The sequence below is a fragment of the Lysinibacillus sp. GW821-FHT14F06 genome (assembly GCF_058803665.1).
The window spans coordinates 80,555-100,126 of sequence record NZ_JBXAPF010000017.1 but is presented as its reverse complement, the minus strand read 5'-3'; the positions used below and the strand labels follow the sequence as shown (position 1 = coordinate 100,126).

General features: G+C 37.5%; 17 protein-coding genes. 5 read left to right on the top strand and 12 right to left on the bottom strand.

Annotated elements, in window-relative coordinates; translation table 11 throughout:
• Positions 1 to 173: 173 nt before the first annotated feature.
• The 7 genes from AC1RNS_RS15805 to AC1RNS_RS15775 form a co-directional block, all read right to left on the bottom strand.
• On the bottom strand, positions 174 to 500 hold the full coding sequence (locus AC1RNS_RS15805; RefSeq protein ID WP_492993983.1) for a YpoC family protein: 327 nt from the start codon (positions 498 to 500) through the stop codon (positions 174 to 176).
• Positions 497 to 1,159 carry an endonuclease III gene (gene nth / locus AC1RNS_RS15800; protein ID WP_492993982.1) on the bottom strand — a complete coding sequence of 221 codons (663 nt, stop codon included), beginning with the start codon at positions 1,157 to 1,159 and terminating at the stop codon, positions 497 to 499. Before nth ends, AC1RNS_RS15805 begins: the two co-directional genes overlap by 4 nt.
• Positions 1,160 to 1,171: 12 nt before the next feature.
• On the bottom strand, positions 1,172 to 1,900 hold the full coding sequence (locus tag AC1RNS_RS15795; RefSeq protein ID WP_492993980.1) for a DnaD domain-containing protein: 729 nt from the start codon (positions 1,898 to 1,900) through the stop codon (positions 1,172 to 1,174).
• Between the two features lie 143 nt (positions 1,901 to 2,043).
• The gene (asnS, locus tag AC1RNS_RS15790; protein ID WP_492993979.1) at positions 2,044 to 3,339 is read right to left on the bottom strand and encodes an asparagine--tRNA ligase; all 1,296 of its coding nucleotides are present in this window, start codon (positions 3,337 to 3,339) and stop codon (positions 2,044 to 2,046) included.
• 28 nt (positions 3,340 to 3,367) lie between these two features.
• Positions 3,368 to 4,561 (bottom strand): pyridoxal phosphate-dependent aminotransferase, encoded by a 1,194-nt coding sequence (locus AC1RNS_RS15785; protein ID WP_492993978.1) that lies wholly within the window; start codon positions 4,559 to 4,561, stop codon positions 3,368 to 3,370.
• Between the two features lie 15 nt (positions 4,562 to 4,576).
• Positions 4,577 to 5,059 (bottom strand): cell wall elongation regulator TseB-like domain-containing protein, encoded by a 483-nt coding sequence (locus tag AC1RNS_RS15780; RefSeq protein WP_492993976.1) that lies wholly within the window; start codon positions 5,057 to 5,059, stop codon positions 4,577 to 4,579.
• A gap of 318 nt (positions 5,060 to 5,377) precedes the next feature.
• Entirely contained in the window at positions 5,378 to 6,799 is a 1,422-nt protein-coding gene (locus tag AC1RNS_RS15775; RefSeq protein ID WP_492993975.1) for a tetratricopeptide repeat-containing diguanylate cyclase, read from the bottom strand.
• Positions 6,800 to 7,103: 304 nt separating this feature from the next.
• On the opposite strand from AC1RNS_RS15775, the gene AC1RNS_RS15770 reads away from it, so the two are divergent.
• Complete coding sequence (locus tag AC1RNS_RS15770; protein WP_492993988.1) at positions 7,104 to 8,939, top strand: multicopper oxidase family protein; 1,836 nt, start codon at positions 7,104 to 7,106, stop codon at positions 8,937 to 8,939.
• A gap of 104 nt (positions 8,940 to 9,043) precedes the next feature.
• Here the strand turns inward: AC1RNS_RS15770 and AC1RNS_RS15765 are convergent, their stop codons facing one another.
• The 3 genes from AC1RNS_RS15765 to AC1RNS_RS15755 all read right to left on the bottom strand — a co-directional run bounded on the left by AC1RNS_RS15765 (position 9,044) and on the right by AC1RNS_RS15755 (position 14,243).
• Positions 9,044 to 12,046, bottom strand: coding sequence for an efflux RND transporter permease subunit (locus tag AC1RNS_RS15765; protein WP_492993973.1), 3,003 nt, complete (start codon positions 12,044 to 12,046; stop codon positions 9,044 to 9,046).
• Between the two features lie 34 nt (positions 12,047 to 12,080).
• A complete protein-coding gene (locus AC1RNS_RS15760) occupies positions 12,081 to 12,845 on the bottom strand; it encodes a MerR family transcriptional regulator (protein ID WP_492993972.1) in 765 nt (254 codons plus the stop codon).
• A gap of 135 nt (positions 12,846 to 12,980) precedes the next feature.
• A complete protein-coding gene (locus tag AC1RNS_RS15755; protein ID WP_492993970.1) occupies positions 12,981 to 14,243 on the bottom strand; it encodes an MFS transporter in 1,263 nt (420 codons plus the stop codon).
• Between the two features lie 378 nt (positions 14,244 to 14,621).
• Between AC1RNS_RS15755 and AC1RNS_RS15750 the strand changes: the two genes are divergently transcribed.
• The 3 genes from AC1RNS_RS15750 to AC1RNS_RS15740 are packed head-to-tail and all read left to right on the top strand — an operon-like array spanning position 14,622 to position 18,141.
• Positions 14,622 to 16,376: an ABC transporter ATP-binding protein gene (locus AC1RNS_RS15750; RefSeq protein ID WP_492993968.1), complete on the top strand. Its 1,755-nt coding sequence runs from the start codon at positions 14,622 to 14,624 to the stop codon at positions 16,374 to 16,376.
• A gap of 17 nt (positions 16,377 to 16,393) precedes the next feature.
• Positions 16,394 to 17,071 (top strand): response regulator transcription factor, encoded by a 678-nt coding sequence (locus tag AC1RNS_RS15745; protein ID WP_492993966.1) that lies wholly within the window; start codon positions 16,394 to 16,396, stop codon positions 17,069 to 17,071.
• A complete protein-coding gene (locus AC1RNS_RS15740) occupies positions 17,068 to 18,141 on the top strand; it encodes a sensor histidine kinase (RefSeq protein WP_492993965.1) in 1,074 nt (357 codons plus the stop codon). Before AC1RNS_RS15745 ends, AC1RNS_RS15740 begins: the two co-directional genes overlap by 4 nt.
• 24 nt (positions 18,142 to 18,165) lie before the next feature.
• Here AC1RNS_RS15740 and AC1RNS_RS15735 read toward each other — a convergent pair whose 3' ends face one another.
• Positions 18,166 to 18,753 carry an NAD(P)H-dependent oxidoreductase gene (locus AC1RNS_RS15735; RefSeq protein WP_492993963.1) on the bottom strand — a complete coding sequence of 196 codons (588 nt, stop codon included), beginning with the start codon at positions 18,751 to 18,753 and terminating at the stop codon, positions 18,166 to 18,168.
• 121 nt (positions 18,754 to 18,874) lie between these two features.
• On the opposite strand from AC1RNS_RS15735, the gene AC1RNS_RS15730 reads away from it, so the two are divergent.
• Positions 18,875 to 19,309, top strand: a complete 435-nt coding sequence (locus AC1RNS_RS15730; RefSeq protein ID WP_492993962.1) for a MarR family winged helix-turn-helix transcriptional regulator — start codon at positions 18,875 to 18,877, stop codon at positions 19,307 to 19,309.
• 29 nt (positions 19,310 to 19,338) lie between these two features.
• Here the strand turns inward: AC1RNS_RS15730 and AC1RNS_RS15725 are convergent.
• A partial coding sequence (locus AC1RNS_RS15725; RefSeq protein ID WP_492993960.1) for a hypothetical protein occupies positions 19,339 to 19,572 on the bottom strand: 234 nt, incomplete at its 5' end.

The window sequence follows — 19,572 nt, the reverse complement described above, 5'->3', positions numbered from 1 at the left end:
ACCTGCATCGGTAAAAACGCCACGTCCTGTGGCATTACCGAAATGACCGACATCGTGTCGGCCCTCGTGCAGGCCTGAGCACAATTCAAAATCTGGACGCATTGTTTATCTGTAGCGAAAGCAAAGCGGCAGCTACAATTACGCCAAGGCGAAATTGATTTAATCAAAAATCTTTACCCATTCGAATTAGTTTTAGTAGCCTGCAATCGTAAGCGAGCAGTTCGTTTTTTTGTCTCCTTAAATAATTCACCTAGCTGACGGTAACAGGCATATTGACCAGGCTTTGCTTTTATAAAGGCCATTCGTTCAACTCCATTTATCGGCAAAATCTCATCTCCACCCTCTTCCACTAGACGGTCAAACAAAACAATTGCCGCTTCCATCAAGCCCTTTGCCTCTCCATTTCTTGTATCATGGGCTTTGTGGATTTTGCCTTCTAGCTCTTGCCACTCTGTAAACCAAGCATCAACTTTTTCCTTTGCAATTGCCTCTATACTCATGCCTCTTTCACCAGCCCTTTTTTCAAACGCTTTTGTCCTTCCCGACAATCCCCAAGTAACGGACAAGCCTGACAACCTGGATTTTGAGCTTTACAATGATATCGGCCAAAGAAAATGAGCTGATGGTGAGTTTTCGACCACTTGTCCATCGGTGTTTTCTTCATAATCGTTTCTTCCACCTCAAGCACCGAATCCTTCCAGCGACAAAGCCCTAATCGCTTGGACACTCGCTCAACATGTGTATCCACTGCAAGCGCAGGAATATCGAATGCTACCGACAATACGACATTAGCCGTTTTACGTCCTACACCTGGCAAGGTTACTAAAGCTTCCCGACTTGCTGGTATCTCGCCCCCATATTCCTCTAACAAGCGCTGGCATAAAGCTTGAATATTCTTTGCTTTATTTCGATACAAGCCGATAGAACGAATATCCTGTTGTAATTCCTCTAAGGATACTGTTAGATAATCTTCAGGTTTCTTATATTTTTGGAACAACGTTTTCGTAACCTTATTGACAAGAACATCAGTACATTGTGCAGATAACAATGTGGCTATCGTTAGCTCAAAGGGATTCTCATGTATGAGCTCACAATGTGCCTCAGGAAACATGCGATCCATTTCAGCTAGACAATGCTCCCATTGTTTTTTTGTTAGCATACTATAGTCCCCCTATTCTCTCTCTTCTAACCAATTATAAAATGGTACTTTATTTGTCGACTGCATCCCTTGCTGTGTTGTACGGACTGGTGGTCTGTGAATCGTTTGTTTTTCACGGAACTGTTCACTTTGCTTTTGTGCAGCCTGAGGTGTTGTAATATTTTTCTTTTTCCACTCCAGCAAAATACGATCAATATAACGAATACTTAGCTTCCCCGCAAACACTGCCTCCTTTAGCGCCTCTTTAATGAGCGCTGGACTATGTTTGTCCTCATCTAGCCAAGAACCGATTTTTTCTAGCTCTAAAGGAGATAAAAGACGCCCCATTTCCTCTTCAAATAAACGGAATATCTCACCCTCTTCTTGTCGAAGTGCAGTTGCAGATTTTTGCTGCTCTTTCATTTCAATCAGCTGCATAATACGCTCCCAAAGTGGAAAAACCGAATATTTTTCATATAGCTTGCCATTTGCATCAACATCACGGGTAATTTCAAGGAAGCCTTTTTGCATTAACCGCTGTAGACCAGAAGTAATATCATTGTTGGGCATTGTGAGGCGGTTCATTAAATCATCAGGTGTTGGAAAGTCATTGCCCTCGATATGGAACGCAAGTAAATGGAAAACAATTAGTGCCTCTTCATCCTTCATATTTAACTCCTTATAAAACTGAAAAAAGAGCTGGGGAACTTGAATCATTCGCTGTTCAGTCCATATGCGGAGTCGGCTATTATTTGTGCTCATATGTTATTTGACTCCTTCTTTGGTAGTAAGTAGAAAAGCCGCGTAGATTTTTCCCTACGCGACTTTTAAATTGGTCCCGCTTTAACGGGCAGTAGATGATCTGTACCGAAAGCGAAAGGTACAAAGATCATACTAGTTATTGTTTATGGATATAAACGGTTTAGTAAACGTGGGAACGGAATAGTTTCACGGATATGCTCTGTTCCTGAAATCCATGCCACTGTTCTCTCTAACCCTAGACCGAAACCTGAGTGTGGTACAGAGCCCTGTTTACGTAGTTCTAAATACCAAGCATAAGCATCTAATGATAAATTATGTTCTTCAAGACGTGATTTTAATAATTCATAGTCATGAATACGCTCAGAACCACCGATGATTTCACCATAGCCTTCTGGTGCGATCAAATCAGCACATAATACAACGTCATCACGATCAGGATGTGGTTGCATATAGAATGGTTTAATACCTACTGGATAGCAAGTAATGAATACAGGTTTGTCAAATGAATTGGCAATAGCTGTTTCATGTGGTGCACCGAAATCATCGCCCCACTCAATATCGTTAAATCCTTGCTCATGTAATAATTTAATCGCATCGTCATAAGAGATACGAGGGAATGGTGCTTTTATGTTTTCTAGAGTTGACGTATCACGACCAAGACGCTCTAGTTCTAATTTGCAGTTTGCTAGTACAGATTGCACGATATGTTCCACGTATTGTTCCTGCACCTCAAGATTTTCCTCAAATTCCACAAAGGCCATTTCTGGCTCAATCATCCAAAATTCAATTAGATGACGGCGTGTTTTTGATTTTTCAGCACGGAACGTTGGACCGAATGAGAAGACCTTTCCTAATGCCATCGCAGCCGCTTCCATATAGAGCTGACCAGATTGAGAAAGATACGCGTCCTCATCAAAATATTTCGTGTGGAATAGCTCCGAAGTACCTTCAGGAGCTGATCCAGTTAAAATTGGCGGGTCCATTTTTGTAAAGCCGTTGTTGTTGAAAAACTCGTAAGTTGCACGAATAATTTCGTTACGGATTTTCATAATTGCATGCTGCTTACGTGAGCGTAGCCATAGGTGACGGTTATCCATTAAGAACTCTGGACCATGTTCTTTTGGTGTAATCGGAAAATCTGTTGCCGCATGCAGCACTTCGATACCTGTTACAGCTAGTTCACAACCAAAGCTTGAACGCTCATCTGCTTTAACCTCTCCCGTAACGTACATTGATGTTTCTTGTGTCATACCTTTTGCAACGGCAAAAATTTCTTCACCTACTTCTTCTTTCACAACAACGCCCTGTACAAAGCCAGAGCCATCACGTAATTGTAAGAAGGCAATTTTTCCACTTGAACGTTTGTTTGATAACCAAGCGCCTAGCTTGACTGTTTCACCGATATGTTTTGGCATATCTTGAATCATAATTTTTTTCATAGAAATCCTCCAAAGTTGGTTAGAAGGATTAGTCTTGCCACTTTGATTTGACAAATGCATCAATACGGCGGACTGCCTCTTCTAATAGTTCTAAAGATGTAGCATAAGATAATCGCATTGTAGTTGGTGCACCAAAGCCAGAGCCTGGAATCACTGCTACGTTTGCTTCTGTTAAAATAGCTGCAGCAAATGCATCCACTGAATCGTAGCCAGTATGAGCCATAGCTTCTGCTACGTCTGGTAATAAGTAGAATGCACCCTGTGGCTTTAACACATGGAAGCCAGGAATTGCACTTACCTGCGGATAGATTTTCTCAAGACGAGCTTCGAAAGCTTGGCGCATTTCTTCTACTGTGTCCTGTGATCCATTGTATGCCTCTACTGTTGCATATTGTGCAGTTGTTGTTGCGTTAGATGTAGAGTGTGATGCTAGATCAGTCATTGGTTTAATAATGTCTGCATCTCCTGCAGCATACCCGATACGCCAGCCTGTCATAGAGTGAGATTTTGCTACACCGTTTACAACGATTGTACGTGCTTTCACTGCATCGGAAAGTTGTGCAATTGAAAAATGCTCAATACCATTGTATACAAGCTTCTCATAAATTTCATCTGACACGATTAAAATATCTTTTTCTTCTGCAACAGCAGCGAGTTCTGCTAGCTCTTCGCGAGAATAAATCATACCTGATGGATTGCTAGGAGAGTTTATGATGACTGCTTTTGTTTTATCTGTTACGGCAGCTCTTAATTGATCTGCTGTAATTTTATAGCCTTGCTCTCTTGTACCTTCAACGTAAACAGGCACACCGCCAGCCAGCTTTACTTGCTCAGGATAGGATACCCAATAAGGGATTGGAATGATGACCTCATCGCCCTCATTTAAAATAACTTGGAACAATGTGTAGAGAATATGCTTTGCACCAACACCTACAATGATTTCATTAGCCTTGTATGTAAGGTTGTTGTCGCGTTGTAATTTATCAATAATCGCTTGCTTAAGTACTGGAAGTCCGCCAGCAGGCGTATATTTAGTAAAACCTTTCTCCATTGAGTCAATGGCAGCATTTAAAATATTTTGCGGTGTGTTAAAGTCTGGTTCACCAGCACCTAGACCAATGACATCAATTCCTTGCTCTTTTAACGCTTTAGCTTTTGCAGTAATGGCTAAAGTTGAAGATGGTGTTAAAGTTTTTACACGGTTTGCTAATAAATTTTTCATTGGAATCTACTCCTCTTATAAATTCGTAATGCGCTTCCACCAATCGCCGTCCTCAAACATAATATAGACATAGTTGAGTTTATCGTGTTCGTTTAGATACGTTATTTCCCAAACAGCACCGGGCTCCTCATAGCCTAATTTCATATTGAGTACCTTTTGTACATTCCCTTCCTTCTTAAAAACCGATAATGCTTGCTTTTCGTTAATACCATCTTTCAAAAATACTTCCTGAATTGAATCAGCTTCTAGATTCGTAGGAACAAAGACGGCTTTTTTATCACCATATTCGTCTACTCCAAATACAGTAACATACGAATGTTTGCCATTATATGTGTAGGACTCCGAAACAATTGCAAGGACCTTGGCATCAAGTGCCAGCTGTTCAGCCTTCTCTTCAATTGAACGAAACGGAGCCTCGGCTTTCCAGAGTACTAAAATACCTATGACAAGTGACAATGAAACCATAAAGACAGAAATGAAAATCAACCAGTTTTTCATTTTTTCACCTTTTGTTTCACATCTAGCTTATGCTTTGACACAAATGCCTGATCTAGCATTTCTAAAGCTACGTAATCATTCATTTTGCTTTCCATTTTGTCAACCTGCTTTCTTTCCTCATACCACAACATTATACAACAATTTTACCCTGTCGTGTTTCTTAATTTCATATATTGTACGTTGCTAGAATAAGGTTTTCAAATGACCCGAATAGATATTATTATTTTTCAATCATAGATCAAAAATGACAGCCTTTTCAAAGTATAAATTCCTATTCACAAATGCGAATAGGAATTAAAAAAACGATGATAATATTCATTACAATTCTTCAATAATACAGTCAGTACGCCCATTTTTTTTAGCTTGGTATAAACATTGATCTGCATGCTCAAATAAAGTTTTATAGTCATAATTTTTCTGTTCATTGATACATGCGCCCATGCTCACCTTCAGTGTTTCACTTTCAGCATGTTGATCCAGCGTCAATGTAAGTAGGTAGGAATGCATATCCCTGACAAGCTCTTTTACATATTCTTTCTGTTCATGACGAATACAAATGACAAATTCATCCCCGCCAAAACGAATAATCTCTGCATCTTCTTTCAGTAAAAAATCCCGTAAACCAAGCGCAAGAATTTGTAAAACCCGATCACCAAATAAGTGACCATACGTATCATTATACAATTTAAAATAATCAAGGTCTAAAACAGCCAGACCAACAAAATGCTTGTTAAGTTTTGCCTCATATAACCATTCATTTATCTTAATATCTAAGAAATGCCTATTTAAGACACCCGTTAAAGGATCATAGAGTGCCTTTTTTTCAAGCTTTTCTTTATGGCGATTAAATTCTAAGTTCATTACCTGCTGTAGCAAATTATCTACGCTCATTTTCTCGGAAAGCTCAATATATGCACGCTGTACTTCAAAAATTTCATCTCGCCAATTCAACTGATACAGTACATTTAAAAGTAAACGCATTACTTTCTTAGTTATAGCATTGTCCCCATACGATTGTGCCAGTGCTATTGACTGTTTGTAATAGTTTACTGCCTCTTTTAGCTTATCTTGCTTTTCATATAAAAACCCATAACCAAACAAAGCTGCCACCTTTTCGCGATTATGGTGCTGAATAATCGTTGAATTTAACGTACAGTCCAATAAATTTTGTGCTGTGTCAAAATCCCCTTTAAAAATATAAACATCGGCTAAATTATTATTAATACGAATATCATGTAGCCTAGCTAATTCAGGTAGCTCCTTCGATAATAGCTGATTGTATTTTCTAGCCATTTTACCAGCTTGCAGTGCTTCATCGTTGCAGCCTTTCTCAACCTCAAGGTAGCATAAATTATTATGACCTCGGACAAGCATCATTAAATCGTTAAGATCAAGTGCATAGTCGATTGATTTTTTTGTCATGTCGATTGTTTTTTCTCTAAAACCAACTACATCATATAATAAAGACATTACTAGGTAATAATGCATGAAGTCTTTTGCAGTCCCATATTTTTGACAAGATGCTTCATATTCCGGAATAAGACTCACCATGCTTAATGTGTCCCCTAGTGAGAAGTGTATTAAGATCTTTTGATAATACAAATCCAGTCCATGTTTATAACTTTGACTCTCTACTGCTACTAATAGACCTTGTTCAGCAAGGGTTAATGCTTCAGCTAAAAGGCCTTTTGTTCGCATTTCCATTATTGTTTTCTTTAATTGTTCCAATGTTAGTTCCAACGTATCACCACTTCTCCAAACCCCAGATTAACTAATAGTTCAATTATAAAACAACTGTGTCATGTAGTCCGTACTTTTCAACGTTTACTAAATTTTACTAATTTAAGATTTGCTACATATCAATGATTATTCACTTCACTCACTTTTCTCTATGGGGATCTGAACTACGCACCCATTACTGAAGTGTCGATATTTTTTATATATTAGCACAATTTCCTACATTATTGTCCCAGTTGCCTATTGTTTTCACCCATATGATGAAGTAATTAGCAAAGTATTGAAAAAGGGACGTGATGTTTTGACCATGAATATTAACCCCGCTGATCCAGCTACTATTCCAAAATTTGTTGATGAGCTACCGAAACCAAGCACTGCTAAACCAAAATATTATAGAGGTCAACAAAGAAAAGATTATTATGAGTTACAAATGATACAAGCAGAGCACTGTTTCCATAAGGATTTCCCAAAATCCATCATTTGGGGCTATAACGGGCTTTATCCTGGCCCGACGATTGAAGCTAAGAAAGACAAAACGATTTATGTCAGATTTAAAAACCTCTTACCTAGAAAGCATTTTCTGCCTGTCGATTTTACGCTTCATGCGGCCAACGATTCACAAGAGGTAAGGACTGTCACGCATTTACATGGCGCAAATGTAGATTGGGAAAGCGATGGTCATCCAGAAGCATGGTACACAAGAGACTATATGCATACGGGACCAAAATTCAATAAAGAAGTACATGAATATACAAATCATCAACCTGGTACAACAATGTGGTACCATGACCATGCAATGGCATTGACTCGCTTAAATGTTTATGCAGGGTTAGCGGGCTTTTATCTACTGAGAGATGCCCTTGAGGAGCGTTCTAATTTGCCCTGTGGTAACTACGAATATCCAATTTTAATTCAAGATAAATCGTTTAATGAAGATGGTTCACTATTCTATCCTGATGAACCGCCTTTTCCAGTTCCCGTTCACCCATCTATTACACCTGGATTTGTTGGAAATACAATCGTCGTAAACGGTAAGGTATGGCCCTATTTAAATGTCGAGCCTCGTAAATATAGATTTCGTTTTCTAAATGGCTCCAATAGAAGGGGCTATGTCATCAGCCTTTCAAATGGAGAGCCGATGATTCAAATTGGGACAGATGGCGGTTTTTTAACAGCCCCTCGAGGAATACAATCTGTTGAATTACTACCTGCTGAACGTACAGATGTCATTATTGATTTCTCTAATTGTGACGGTCAGGAAATACTATTAGTCAATTCTGATGAGGATTTCATCGATGAGCATACAAATGTTATTATGCAATTCAAAGTTAATCTCCCTTTAAAATGTGAGGATACTAGCGAAATCCCAGATATGCTTGCAGTTTCAATGGATCTGCACCCTCACCATGCGCATATCGAGAGACATCTACCATTAACAGCTACAACGGATGAATTTGGCAGGCCGATGCTTTTATTAAATAATCGAATGTACCATGATCCTGCTACAGAAAAACCTGCACTTGATAGTATAGAGATGTGGAGTTTTATTAATGCCACACCGTTTATCCATCCCATTCATTTACATTTAGTACAATTCAAAATAGTGGAACGACGTCCTTTTGATTTAGAGCTCTATCAAAATGAAGGAAGGCTAGAATTTACAGGACCTCCAGAAGAACCTCGAGACTATGAACAAGGCTGGAAAGATACCGTCAAAGCAGATGCAGGAAAAGTAACGAAAATTATTATGCACTGGAAAGACCATATCGGTCATTATATGTGGCATTGTCATTTTCTTGAGCACGAGGATCATGATATGATGCGACCAATCCTTGTGATAAAGGATGTTCATCCTGTGCAGCAGCCTCATGCCGAAGCAGAAATAGAACATTCTCCATCTGAACATCATGAAACTGCCACTACTATTGAAAACAGTAATCAGCAAACAACACCACTCTTAAGTAATGATTCAGGTATTACCCAAGCAACCGAGAATCCTAACCTTCATCTTGAGAATGAAGATAAACAGACCATTGTTCATCGAGAAATTGATATAAGTAAAATCCCTCAACCGATTTTCCCATCTGCTCAGGTTCAACCCCAAGAAAGGATGTCAACTAGGCGTAGGAAAACATGGTACTAGCGAAACATTATCGTTAAAAAATCTGGGATCAAACTGGTCAAAACTAAAAAGCGCATGAAATCAATTTAAAAACGTTGATTTCTTGCGCTTTTCTCGTAATGATATTAAATATGGCTTAGCGATTTTTTACTCTTTTGAAATAAGCTATAAAGTATAGGTACAATAAACAGTGTTAAAAAAGTAGAAGTAAATAGTCCACCTATCACTACAACAGAAAGGGACTTTGAAACCATCCCAGTTTCATTCGAAATTGCCATGGGTATTAAAGCGCCCATTGTTGCAATAGCTGTCATTAAAATAGGACGAATACGTATAACGCCTGCTTCCACTAAAGCTGTTTGTTTGGTCATTCCACATCCTTCAAATTGCTTCACCTTATCAATAAGAACGATTGCATTCGTTACAACAATCCCATTTAACATTAGTAAACCAATCATTGCAGGCATTCCAATCGGCTCCTTTACAATATAAAGACCGATTAATGCACCTATAACTGAGAACGGAATAGCAAACAAGATAACAAATGGTGCTTTTCCTTCCTTAAAGGTATATACCAGTACCAAATACACTAAAAATATACTGATTCCTATGGCAATTGATAAATCTCTGAAACCATCATCCATCGAAGCAGATACACCTTCCTTATAATAGCTAACATTTTGAGGAAGCTGTAGATGATTAATCACCTTATCTGCCTGAGCGATAACATCTCCTACTTTTTCATCAGTAATGGTTCCATACACCATAATATATTCTTCACCGTTTAGATGTGAAATTGAAGTGATATTATGAACTCTTTTTAGTTCTCCTATTTCATTCAGCATGACGGGAATCCCCATTACATTACTAATTTGGATTTTTCCTAAATCTTTAAGCGAAGTCATCTCATCCATTTTTAATCCCAGGTTCACTTCTTTTGTTTCATCTGCAGCTTGCATAGTTGTGACTACATCGCCATTAATGAGTGCTCGAAGATTTTGTGCAACCATTGCTGGCATCATTCCTTTTTCGGCAAGTTTCATATCGTCCAAATCGACAATGATTTCAGGTACTTCCCCCTCTAAAGATGTTGTCACATTCTCCATACCCTGCACTTTATTTAAAGCAGCTGTAATCTGCTCACTCGCTCTTTTAATTTCCTCTAAATTCGTACCATTTACTACTAACGTATATTTGCTTTCTGCCCCTCCAATAATTCCTCCAATACCTGATACTTTCATATCCTTAGGTCCACTTATTGTTGTTAACTGTAGTCGCAAATTGCTGACATATTCATTCAATTCCTTAACAGAATCATTGACTACAAATGAAATCGTTGCATTTTTTGATTGCGAATCAATAACTGTATGTATAAGGTTGATTTCCTTTTGATTTAGCAATATATTTTCCACTTTACCAGCAACATTAGTTGTTTTCTCTAAAGGAGTTCCATTCTCCATTGTCAATTCTATCTTGAAATGATTCACTTTCTCCTGTGGTAGAAAGGTTATCCCTAGCTTAGGTGCAACGCTGACAGTAGTGCCTATTAAAATTACTAGTGCAGCAGATAAAGTAATTAGACGGTGATGTAAAGCCCAAGTTAAACTTTTTCGATACCACTTTTGAAGTACATTCTCTTGTGAGAGTTCAGGCGTAATTTTTAATAAAAAGATCTTTGACAATATTGGTACAATAGTGACTGCCACCATTAATGAAATGAACAGTGAAATGACGATGGTCCATGCAAGTGGCTTGAAAAAACTGCCTACAATTCCTGGTACAAAAGCAAGTGGAAGAAAAACAGCAATGGTTGTTATCGTTGAGGAAGTAATTGCAGTTGCAACTTCACTTGTTGCTTGCTCTATTAATTCTTCATCTCTTTCCTTCGATGCCCTTACTCTCCTAAATATATTTTCAATTACGACGATAGAATCATCTACAACTCGTCCAACTGCTACAGCAATCCCAGCAAGTGTCATAATATTTAATGTATATCCCAATGTCTTTAGCCAAAGAAACGATGCAAAAATTGAAACTGGGATTGAGATGACTGCAATAATAGTTGAACGAATATTTTTTAACAACAATAAGGTGATGATAATTGTCATGAATGCACCTAAAAATACTTCACGGAGCATCGAATGGACCGATTGATTAATTTCAATAGATTGATCGTGCAAAATCTCCACTTTATAATCATCTGGAATAGCTAAAGAATCCATTTCTTTTTTAACTTGATCAACAATTGCTACAACATTGGCACCACCCTTAGGAATGATACTGAAACTGACACCCTCCTTGCCATTAATACGTGTCAGATTATTAATATATTTACTTTCATCTGTTACTTCAGCTACTTCCCCTAAAGTCTTTGCAGTAAATTCTTCTTTCGTAAAAAGCTTTACATCTTTAATATCCTCAATTGATGTAAATGCACTATTTATTCGTACTGGTACTATTTCATTTGAAATAGTAATGTCTCCAGTTGGCACAGAAAGATTACTTGCTGCAATTGCCTCTCGTACATCATTGAATGTAAAACCATTTACTGTTAATTTTTGTGGTAAAAGTCGAATAAATACGGACGTTTCTGTTGTTCCATTCAATTCTATTTCACTTATACCCTCTATGACAGTTAATCGTGGAAGTATTATGTCCTTTACAAACTTTTGGACTTCGTCAATTTTTTCAGGTGCATAGATACCCATTGTAAAACTAATTGGATTTCCACCAGGTCTCGTTAATTCATATTGAGGTTCACCTGCTAATTTAGGCAATTGTAAGCTATCCACACTTCTCCTTACAAGCTGCTCTGCCTCCTTCATATCCACGGTCATATCAAATTCGATTGTCGAATAGACCGCATTCATTACACCGTTTGTATAAACATTTTTTCTTCCTTCAAGCTTGAGGAATTCCCTTTCCATTTGCTCCCCAATATCATTCATAGCTTGTTTGGGCGAGGCTCCCTGATAAGGAATTATGATTGTCAAATATGGCATATCGACGTTCGGATACTTCTCCATATGTAATGTTTTTAATGAATAAATTCCTCCTACAATAATAAGAGGTATGACTAATAGCATTGTTAAAGTATTTTTCATACTAAAACGGATGAATCGTTTCATATTTCACCTTCCTAATTTTGTATTAAATCTACTCCTACTCCATTTGAATAACAGGCAATAATAAATCTAATTGTGTAAAATCATCACCTCGATACCACTCTAGAATGGAGCGCGTTGGGACCCATTTATGTTGAAGTGCATATTGTAGTAATTTAATATAGCCATCCTTAATCGTTGACATATGCTCTTTAAATGGTAATGCCAGACATATACAGGCAGGCATATGTTCAATAAAATCACAATCTATAGGCATATTTAAATTTGTGTCTACTGGAACGCCAAAGCCAATTTGGGCTTTAATTTCGTCTTGCCCCGATAAATAATTTAAGTAGTAGCTTTTAATACGGATATTTAATTGTTTCAATTCATTTGCTCTTTGTGCAAAGCTTGCTCCAAATTTGCCTGTCGTAGATTTAGCAGTATACCAAATAATTTTTTCATCATTTTTATCAATTAAATAAATATCATCTCGAATTGAGTCACTTTCTAAATAACGCAGGCTAATATCCAATAAATCTCGTTTTTTCTTCATATGCTGAATCCATTTTTTCATCATCTTTTGACGATTCGTTTCATCCTGCTCCTGTAAATAATGTTGAATTTCATTAATAGGAACATCTGCCAAACGCAAAGTGGATATTAACTTTACTGTTGCAATCTGACTGTCTGCATACACTCGATAGCCATTTAAGCTCCTTTCCTCTGGTAGTAGTAAATTTTTAGTTTCATAAAAGCGTAGTGTGCTTTTGGCTATACCCGTTCTTTCAGAGAACTCTTGAATGGTCATATATTTTTTCACATCATCACACCTCTCAATTCCAATGGTAAACCTTCAACCAACTTGAAGGTCAAGTGTTTCTCCAAGATTTGTTTTTCATGTCATTTAGGCAAGAAAAAAAAGTCCCTTATATTAGGGACCCATAGAAAAAGCCAATTATTTTCCTGTATCACTTTCTTCAAACCGCAAAATTCTTTTGGTCGCTAAAGCCAGAATCACCATGAATACACCAATCATTAAAATTGGAACATAGATTTTACTAGTAAATATCTCAAATAATAAACCATACAATATTTGTCCAATTGGTGCCATACATTGTGAAACAGCAATAATAATAGCCATAACCTTCCCTAAATTTTCATTTGGGGTTTCTTTTTGGACAACGGTAATAACATAAATAGAAATTATTGTAATAATTATAGCTATTAAAAGGGTGCTGACGACAAAAATAATATAAGATGGATAATAACCAATCGTAAGCATAAGAGGCATAACTGAAATAGCCATTGGAACAATCAATAATGCTGTGATGAAAATCCAAATATACAAATTCCTAATACCAAGTTTTTTTGCAAAGTATCCCATCGATAAAGCCCCTAAAATAGTAGCAAAATCGATTAATCCCATTGCTATTCCATATAAAGTATCACTACTTTGCATTGTGACACGGAGAATAATCGGAACACCTACAACAAACAATGGCGTTAATAATAAATTTAATAATGCCGCTAAAATCATACATTTGAATATAAACGATTGCTTCATTACATAGCTAAAGCCCTCTTTCAAATCATTGATAAGTGTTGGAATAATATGTCCGTCCTGTTCTCGTTGAGTAAATGGTATCGTAATAAACATCTCTAATAGGGCTGATAGAAAAAAGAGCACTCCGCTCATGATAACAAGCACTTTTAAGCCAATCATCCCATATAATATCCCTCCTAGCACAGGAGCAGCTACACCCGACAATGCTTGAATCCCATTGACAATGCCATTTGCTTGCTCAAGCTTCTCTTCTTCAACAAGTACAGGGATACTGGCCATCACTGCTGGTGTATACATGGCACTAACAAGTGAAAGTAACACCATGACAATACCGATAAAGACGATTGAACTATTACCACTTATAAGACAAAATAAAAAAATAAACACGATTACACTACTAACAAAATCAAATAGTACCATTAAATTACGTCGATTGAATCGGTCAGCAATAGCTCCTCCAAGTGGTGCAAGTAAAATTGGAATACTTGAAATTGCAAATAGGACAGCAAAAAGATCCGCACGACCTGTAATATCTAGTACATACAGTGAAAGAGCAAACCTTAAAAGAGCAGATCCTAAAATTGAAATAATTTGCCCAACCACCATTAGGTTAAAATCTTTTGAAAAACCTTTTCTTGTTATCTGAGATTCCATTTGAATAACCCCTTCCCTTTGCTCAATGGATCCGTGAAAGAAGATTGCCATACTATTATTCTTTTCGAAATTGGATGGCACTTTCACAAAGAGCCGTTTATTAACTTTTCGAAAATTCAGCAGCTAGAGTTCTAGGATCATTGGTGTGAGTTCTTTTTAATTTTCGTTAAATTTTATAGACCGACTGTCGGTTTATGATTATTATATGGTATTTCTCCAAAAAAAGGAACCTCTTTATTTATTTTTTATTGTAATAATTAAGAAGTGTAAATTTTGTATACTTACGTTTGCTTGTTGTTTCATCGCAATTCATTTCATATTCAGTTCATAAACACATGCTATAGTAAGGTCATAGAATACTGAAGGAGGCTTATTTCTTTGCAAGAAACATTAAAAGATACTACTAAAAAACAAGATTGGCGACGTTTTATACAATTAGTAAAACGAGCTGAACCACCTATTTGGCTGCTAGTTATTGCCTTAATTATGAGTTTAGCTACAACGGGTGTTGGTTTTATCGTCCCATTATTTACAAAACAATTAGTGGATGGCTTTTCATTAGAGTCCCTTGATTATTGGCAAATCATTTTACTTGGTATTGCCTTTATTGCTCAGGCTATTGCTAGTGGATTATCCATCTATTATTTAAATCGAGTTGGACAACATGTTGTGGCAAAATTACGGGATCAACTTTGGCGCAAGCTGCTGCATTTACCAATCCCCTATTATGATGAACATGATACTGGTGAAACATTAAGTCGTGTTACCAATGACACAGCGGTCGTGAAGGAGCTTATTACTGAGCATCTAGCAAACTGTTTATCTGGTGTTATTTCCATCATCGGTTCTATCATTATCCTCTTATTCTTAGACTGGAAAATGACACTCGTGATGCTAATCGCTGTTCCACTTGCAATGGCTATTTTAATGTTGCTTGGTAAACGCATGTTTGCAATTTCAAAGGGTATGCAGGATGAGACAGCGAAGTTTACTTCTGTATTAAACCAAGTTTTACCTGAAACACGCTTAGTAAAAGCATCTAATGCGGAGCGAATTGAATATGAACGTGGAAAAAAGGGCATTACGAATCTCTTTACATTTGGCTTAAAAGAAGCAAAAATTCATGCGCTTATTTCGCCATTAATTTCATTTGTTCTAATGTCAGTACTAGTAGCAATTATTGGCTACGGCGGGGTTCGAGTTTCCTCTGGAGAACTGACTGCTGGCGATATGGTGGCATTTATTTTATATTTAATCCAAATCATTATGCCCATGACGCAATTGACAATGTTCTTTACGCAACTTCAAAAAGCTATGGGAGCTACGGAACGAATTAGCGAGCTACTTGAACACAAAGAAGAACATATCGAAGACGGCTTAATAGTAGAAAAAATAGATCAACCGATTTTTGTCAAAAATGTCGACTTCTCTTATGGTGAAGAACCAATTTTGTCCAATATTAACTTCACCATTGAGCCAGGCAAAGTAACGGCCATCGTTGGGCCAAGTGGTGGCGGAAAAACAACAACATTTTCTCTATTAGAGCGATATTATCAGCCAACTAGTGGTAGTATCACATTAGGAGATACACCAATTGAAACTTTCTCACTCCACTCTTGGCGCAGTCAAATCGGCTATGTGGCGCAGGAAAGTGCCCTGCTATCAGGAACGATTCGTGAAAATATTTGCTATGGCATTGAACGTGAGGTGCTGGATGATGAGCTAGAAAGAGTGGCTAAAATGGCCTATGCTGATCAGTTTATAAATGATCTCCCAGATAAATTTGATACAGAGGTTGGAGAACGAGGAATCAAGCTTTCAGGTGGGCAGCGTCAGCGTATTTCTATTGCAAGAGCCCTGTTACGAAACCCGCAAATTTTAATGCTGGATGAAGCAACATCTAGTTTAGATAGTAAGTCAGAGATTTATGTACAAAAAGCGTTAGATAATTTAATGCAAGGCCGCACAACATTAGTCATTGCTCACCGTCTATCAACAGTGGTAGATGCCGATCAAATATTATTTATTGAAAAAGGGCATATTACAGGCTGTGGTACACACGAAACGCTCTTTGAGACACATGCGATGTATCGTGAGTTTGCGAAGCAACAATTACGAATTAAAGAGGAATAACGAAGGGATATGTTTAGATGACAAAGCTATTAGTGGTGGATGATGATGCACATATTCGAGAATTAGTAAAAATATTTCTACAAAATGAAGGTTTAGAGGTTATCGAAGCTGTGGATGGTGTCGATGCACTGTCCAAGTTAGCCTCGGAAAAAGTCGATATGGTTGTGATGGACATTATGATGCCAAACATGGATGGCTGGACACTATGTGAGGAAATACGTTCATTTAATACAGATCTCCCTATCCTTATGCTCACTGCTAAAGGAGAAACCTCTCAAAAGGTCAGGGGCTTTCATCTTGGAACAGATGATTATCTCGTAAAGCCGTTTGAGCCTGCCGAGCTGATTGTTCGAGTAAAGTCGATATTAAAAAGATACCGTATATCCCTCTCTCAGATCGTCGAAGCTGGCAATGTCAATCTCAATCGCTTGACACATGAAGTCGAAATGAACGGAGAGATTATTATACTTCGGTTAAAGGTGTTTGAGCTATTATTTACGCTGGCAAGCTATACAGGTAAAACATTTTCACGCGAACAATTAATTGAAGAAATTTGGGGCTATGACTATGAGGGAGATGAACGAACAGTCGATGTCCATATTAAAAGAATACGTGAACGTTTTCCACAAGAGATGAGTGGCTTTGTCATTCGCACCATTCGTGGTCTTGGCTATCGCTTGGAACTGGCATTATGAAAAAACGAAGATTCTTATTAAGATTGGCATTGGTCTTTTGCCTGTTCCTCATTGCGAATACTGTATTTGCTTTTATTTCCGTTCACGCAACTGCATGGCTGTATGATCGATTCGGGTTAGCGCCTCATGGTTTTTGGCTACAATTAGGAACTGTTATTGGTGTGTTTGTGTTATTTGCCTGTTCAGCCGCTATTATCTTTTTAATAGGACTTAATCGACAACGCAATTACTGGGATACCATAGTCGATGCATTAAGACAAATGGCCAAAGGTGATTTTAATATTCAATTAGATTTAAAAGGAGATGAAGAGGACCAATTCGGTCAATTAATACATGGTATCAATCATATGGCTGTTGAATTAGGTGAGCTAGAAAGAATGCGTCAAAAATTTATTTCAAATGTCTCTCATGAAATCCAATCACCTTTAACGGCTATTAATGGCTTTGCTAAAGCACTTAAAAATATTAATCTGCCTGAAGAAAAGCGGCAGCACTACTTAGAAATCATAGAATTAGAAAGTAATCGCTTATCAAAAATTAGTGATAATTTGCTTAAGCTTACTTCCCTAGAATCTCAGCATCATCCATTTGAGCCGAAAAATTATCGACTTGATAAACAATTACGCAATGTTGTACTGGCACTTGAACCTAATTGGATAGTTAAACAACTCGACTTTGATCTTCAATTTGATAACATAAGCATTACAGCAGATGAGGATTTGCTGAATCAAGTATGGATGAATTTGCTAACGAACAGCATTAAATTTACGCCTGACTGCGGTACAATCACTTTGTCTATGACACAACAGCTGGATACAATCACAGTTATTGTTCAAGATACAGGAATCGGTTTATCCGAAGAACAGCAAATGCATATTTTCGAGCGATTTTATAAGGCTGATCAATCGCGAACAGTTGCAAATGGGGGCAGCGGCTTAGGGTTAGCTATCGTCAAAAAAATTATTGAGATGCACCATGGAACCATTGCTGTAAAGAGCAAGCTAGCTGAATTTACAACCTTTATCATAACATTGCCTATCGACAGTACACAAACTCGTGCAAACGACTAAGACCGTCTGCACGAGATAATTTCATTAGTAAGCAACCCTTTTAAAATATCGATACACTTTGTCAAGCTTTTGCTGTTGCTTCCCCTTTTTACTTTCCATATTACCAAACTCAAAAAATTTCACTTTCTTCATCCCTACAAATTTAAACAACGCTCTTTTCATCAAAATTTTATGGGCATTATTCAACCATAAGAAGGGATAATTCGTTGGCCCCTTCATCGTGGACACACAGACAACTGACTTTCCTTTTAAGAGCCCTATAGGAAATAATCCCTTCGTATCCCGATAAGCAAAATTAGAAGCAAATAATTGATCAATATACCCTAGTAGCATTGCTGGAGGTCTCCCCCACCAAATTGGATAGACAAAAACGATTTGATCTGCCCATGAAAGCTGTTGGCGGTACTTTTCCAATTGCGGATCGCGATACATATCACGGCGTCGTTTATGCTCATGAAAAACTAAACGTGGATCGAATTCTTCTTCATATAAATCTAGTATCTGTATTTCTTCTATCGCAGGATTCTCTTGACACCCCTTAATAACCTCCTGTAAAAAAGCATAATTTAAACTTTTATGGTTTGGGTATGTATAGACAATTAACGTTTTCATCCTGTGCCTCCCATTACTTATCATTTGATAACAAAATAATAATCTATTTCATTTTAGTTGTCAAATGATAATTGTTTTAAGACAAGTTATTTGTTATCTTGACTATTAAGAGGTGATCCAATTGGATAAAAGTAGTTTATTTCATCAATTCGTGACGTTTACAGCCACTGTCCACCAAGTGACACACGATCTCACTCAAAATGTGACAGTAGCCAATATTACACCGCTTCAATATAAAATTCTCGAATATATTAAAGTAAGCCAGCCCGTCACGCCGACCGAAATAAGCGAATGTCAACATATGTCCTTACCCAACACAAGTCGCGAATTACGAAAATTACAAGAACAAAAACTCATTGAAAAATTTAACGACATGGAGGACCGAAGAAAACAGTATATTCGCTTGTCTGATGAAGGAGATAAAATGATGGGAGAAGCCTTCGCATGTATCGAAGAACGTTTTTTACAGCTTATTCAGCATGCGACACAGGACGACCTAAATGATATTCAACATGCCTTAAACGTCCTTGAACAAAAGGTTTTTCTACAAAAATAATAAGAATATGCTGCTTTAATAGTTAGATTTTAGGAACTATTTAAGCAGTTGCGATTCTTTTTGCGGTGAGGTGCCTCTTCCAGAACTGAGCTAATCATTTCTATACTCAAAGTGATCATTTCTGGGATTAAGCCGATCAATTTCTTACTCAAAGTGATCATTTCTTGGACTGACCCGATCAATTCCTTACTCAAAGTGATCATTTCTTGGACTGACCCGATCAATTCCTTACTCAAAGTGATCATTTCTTGGACTGACCCGAT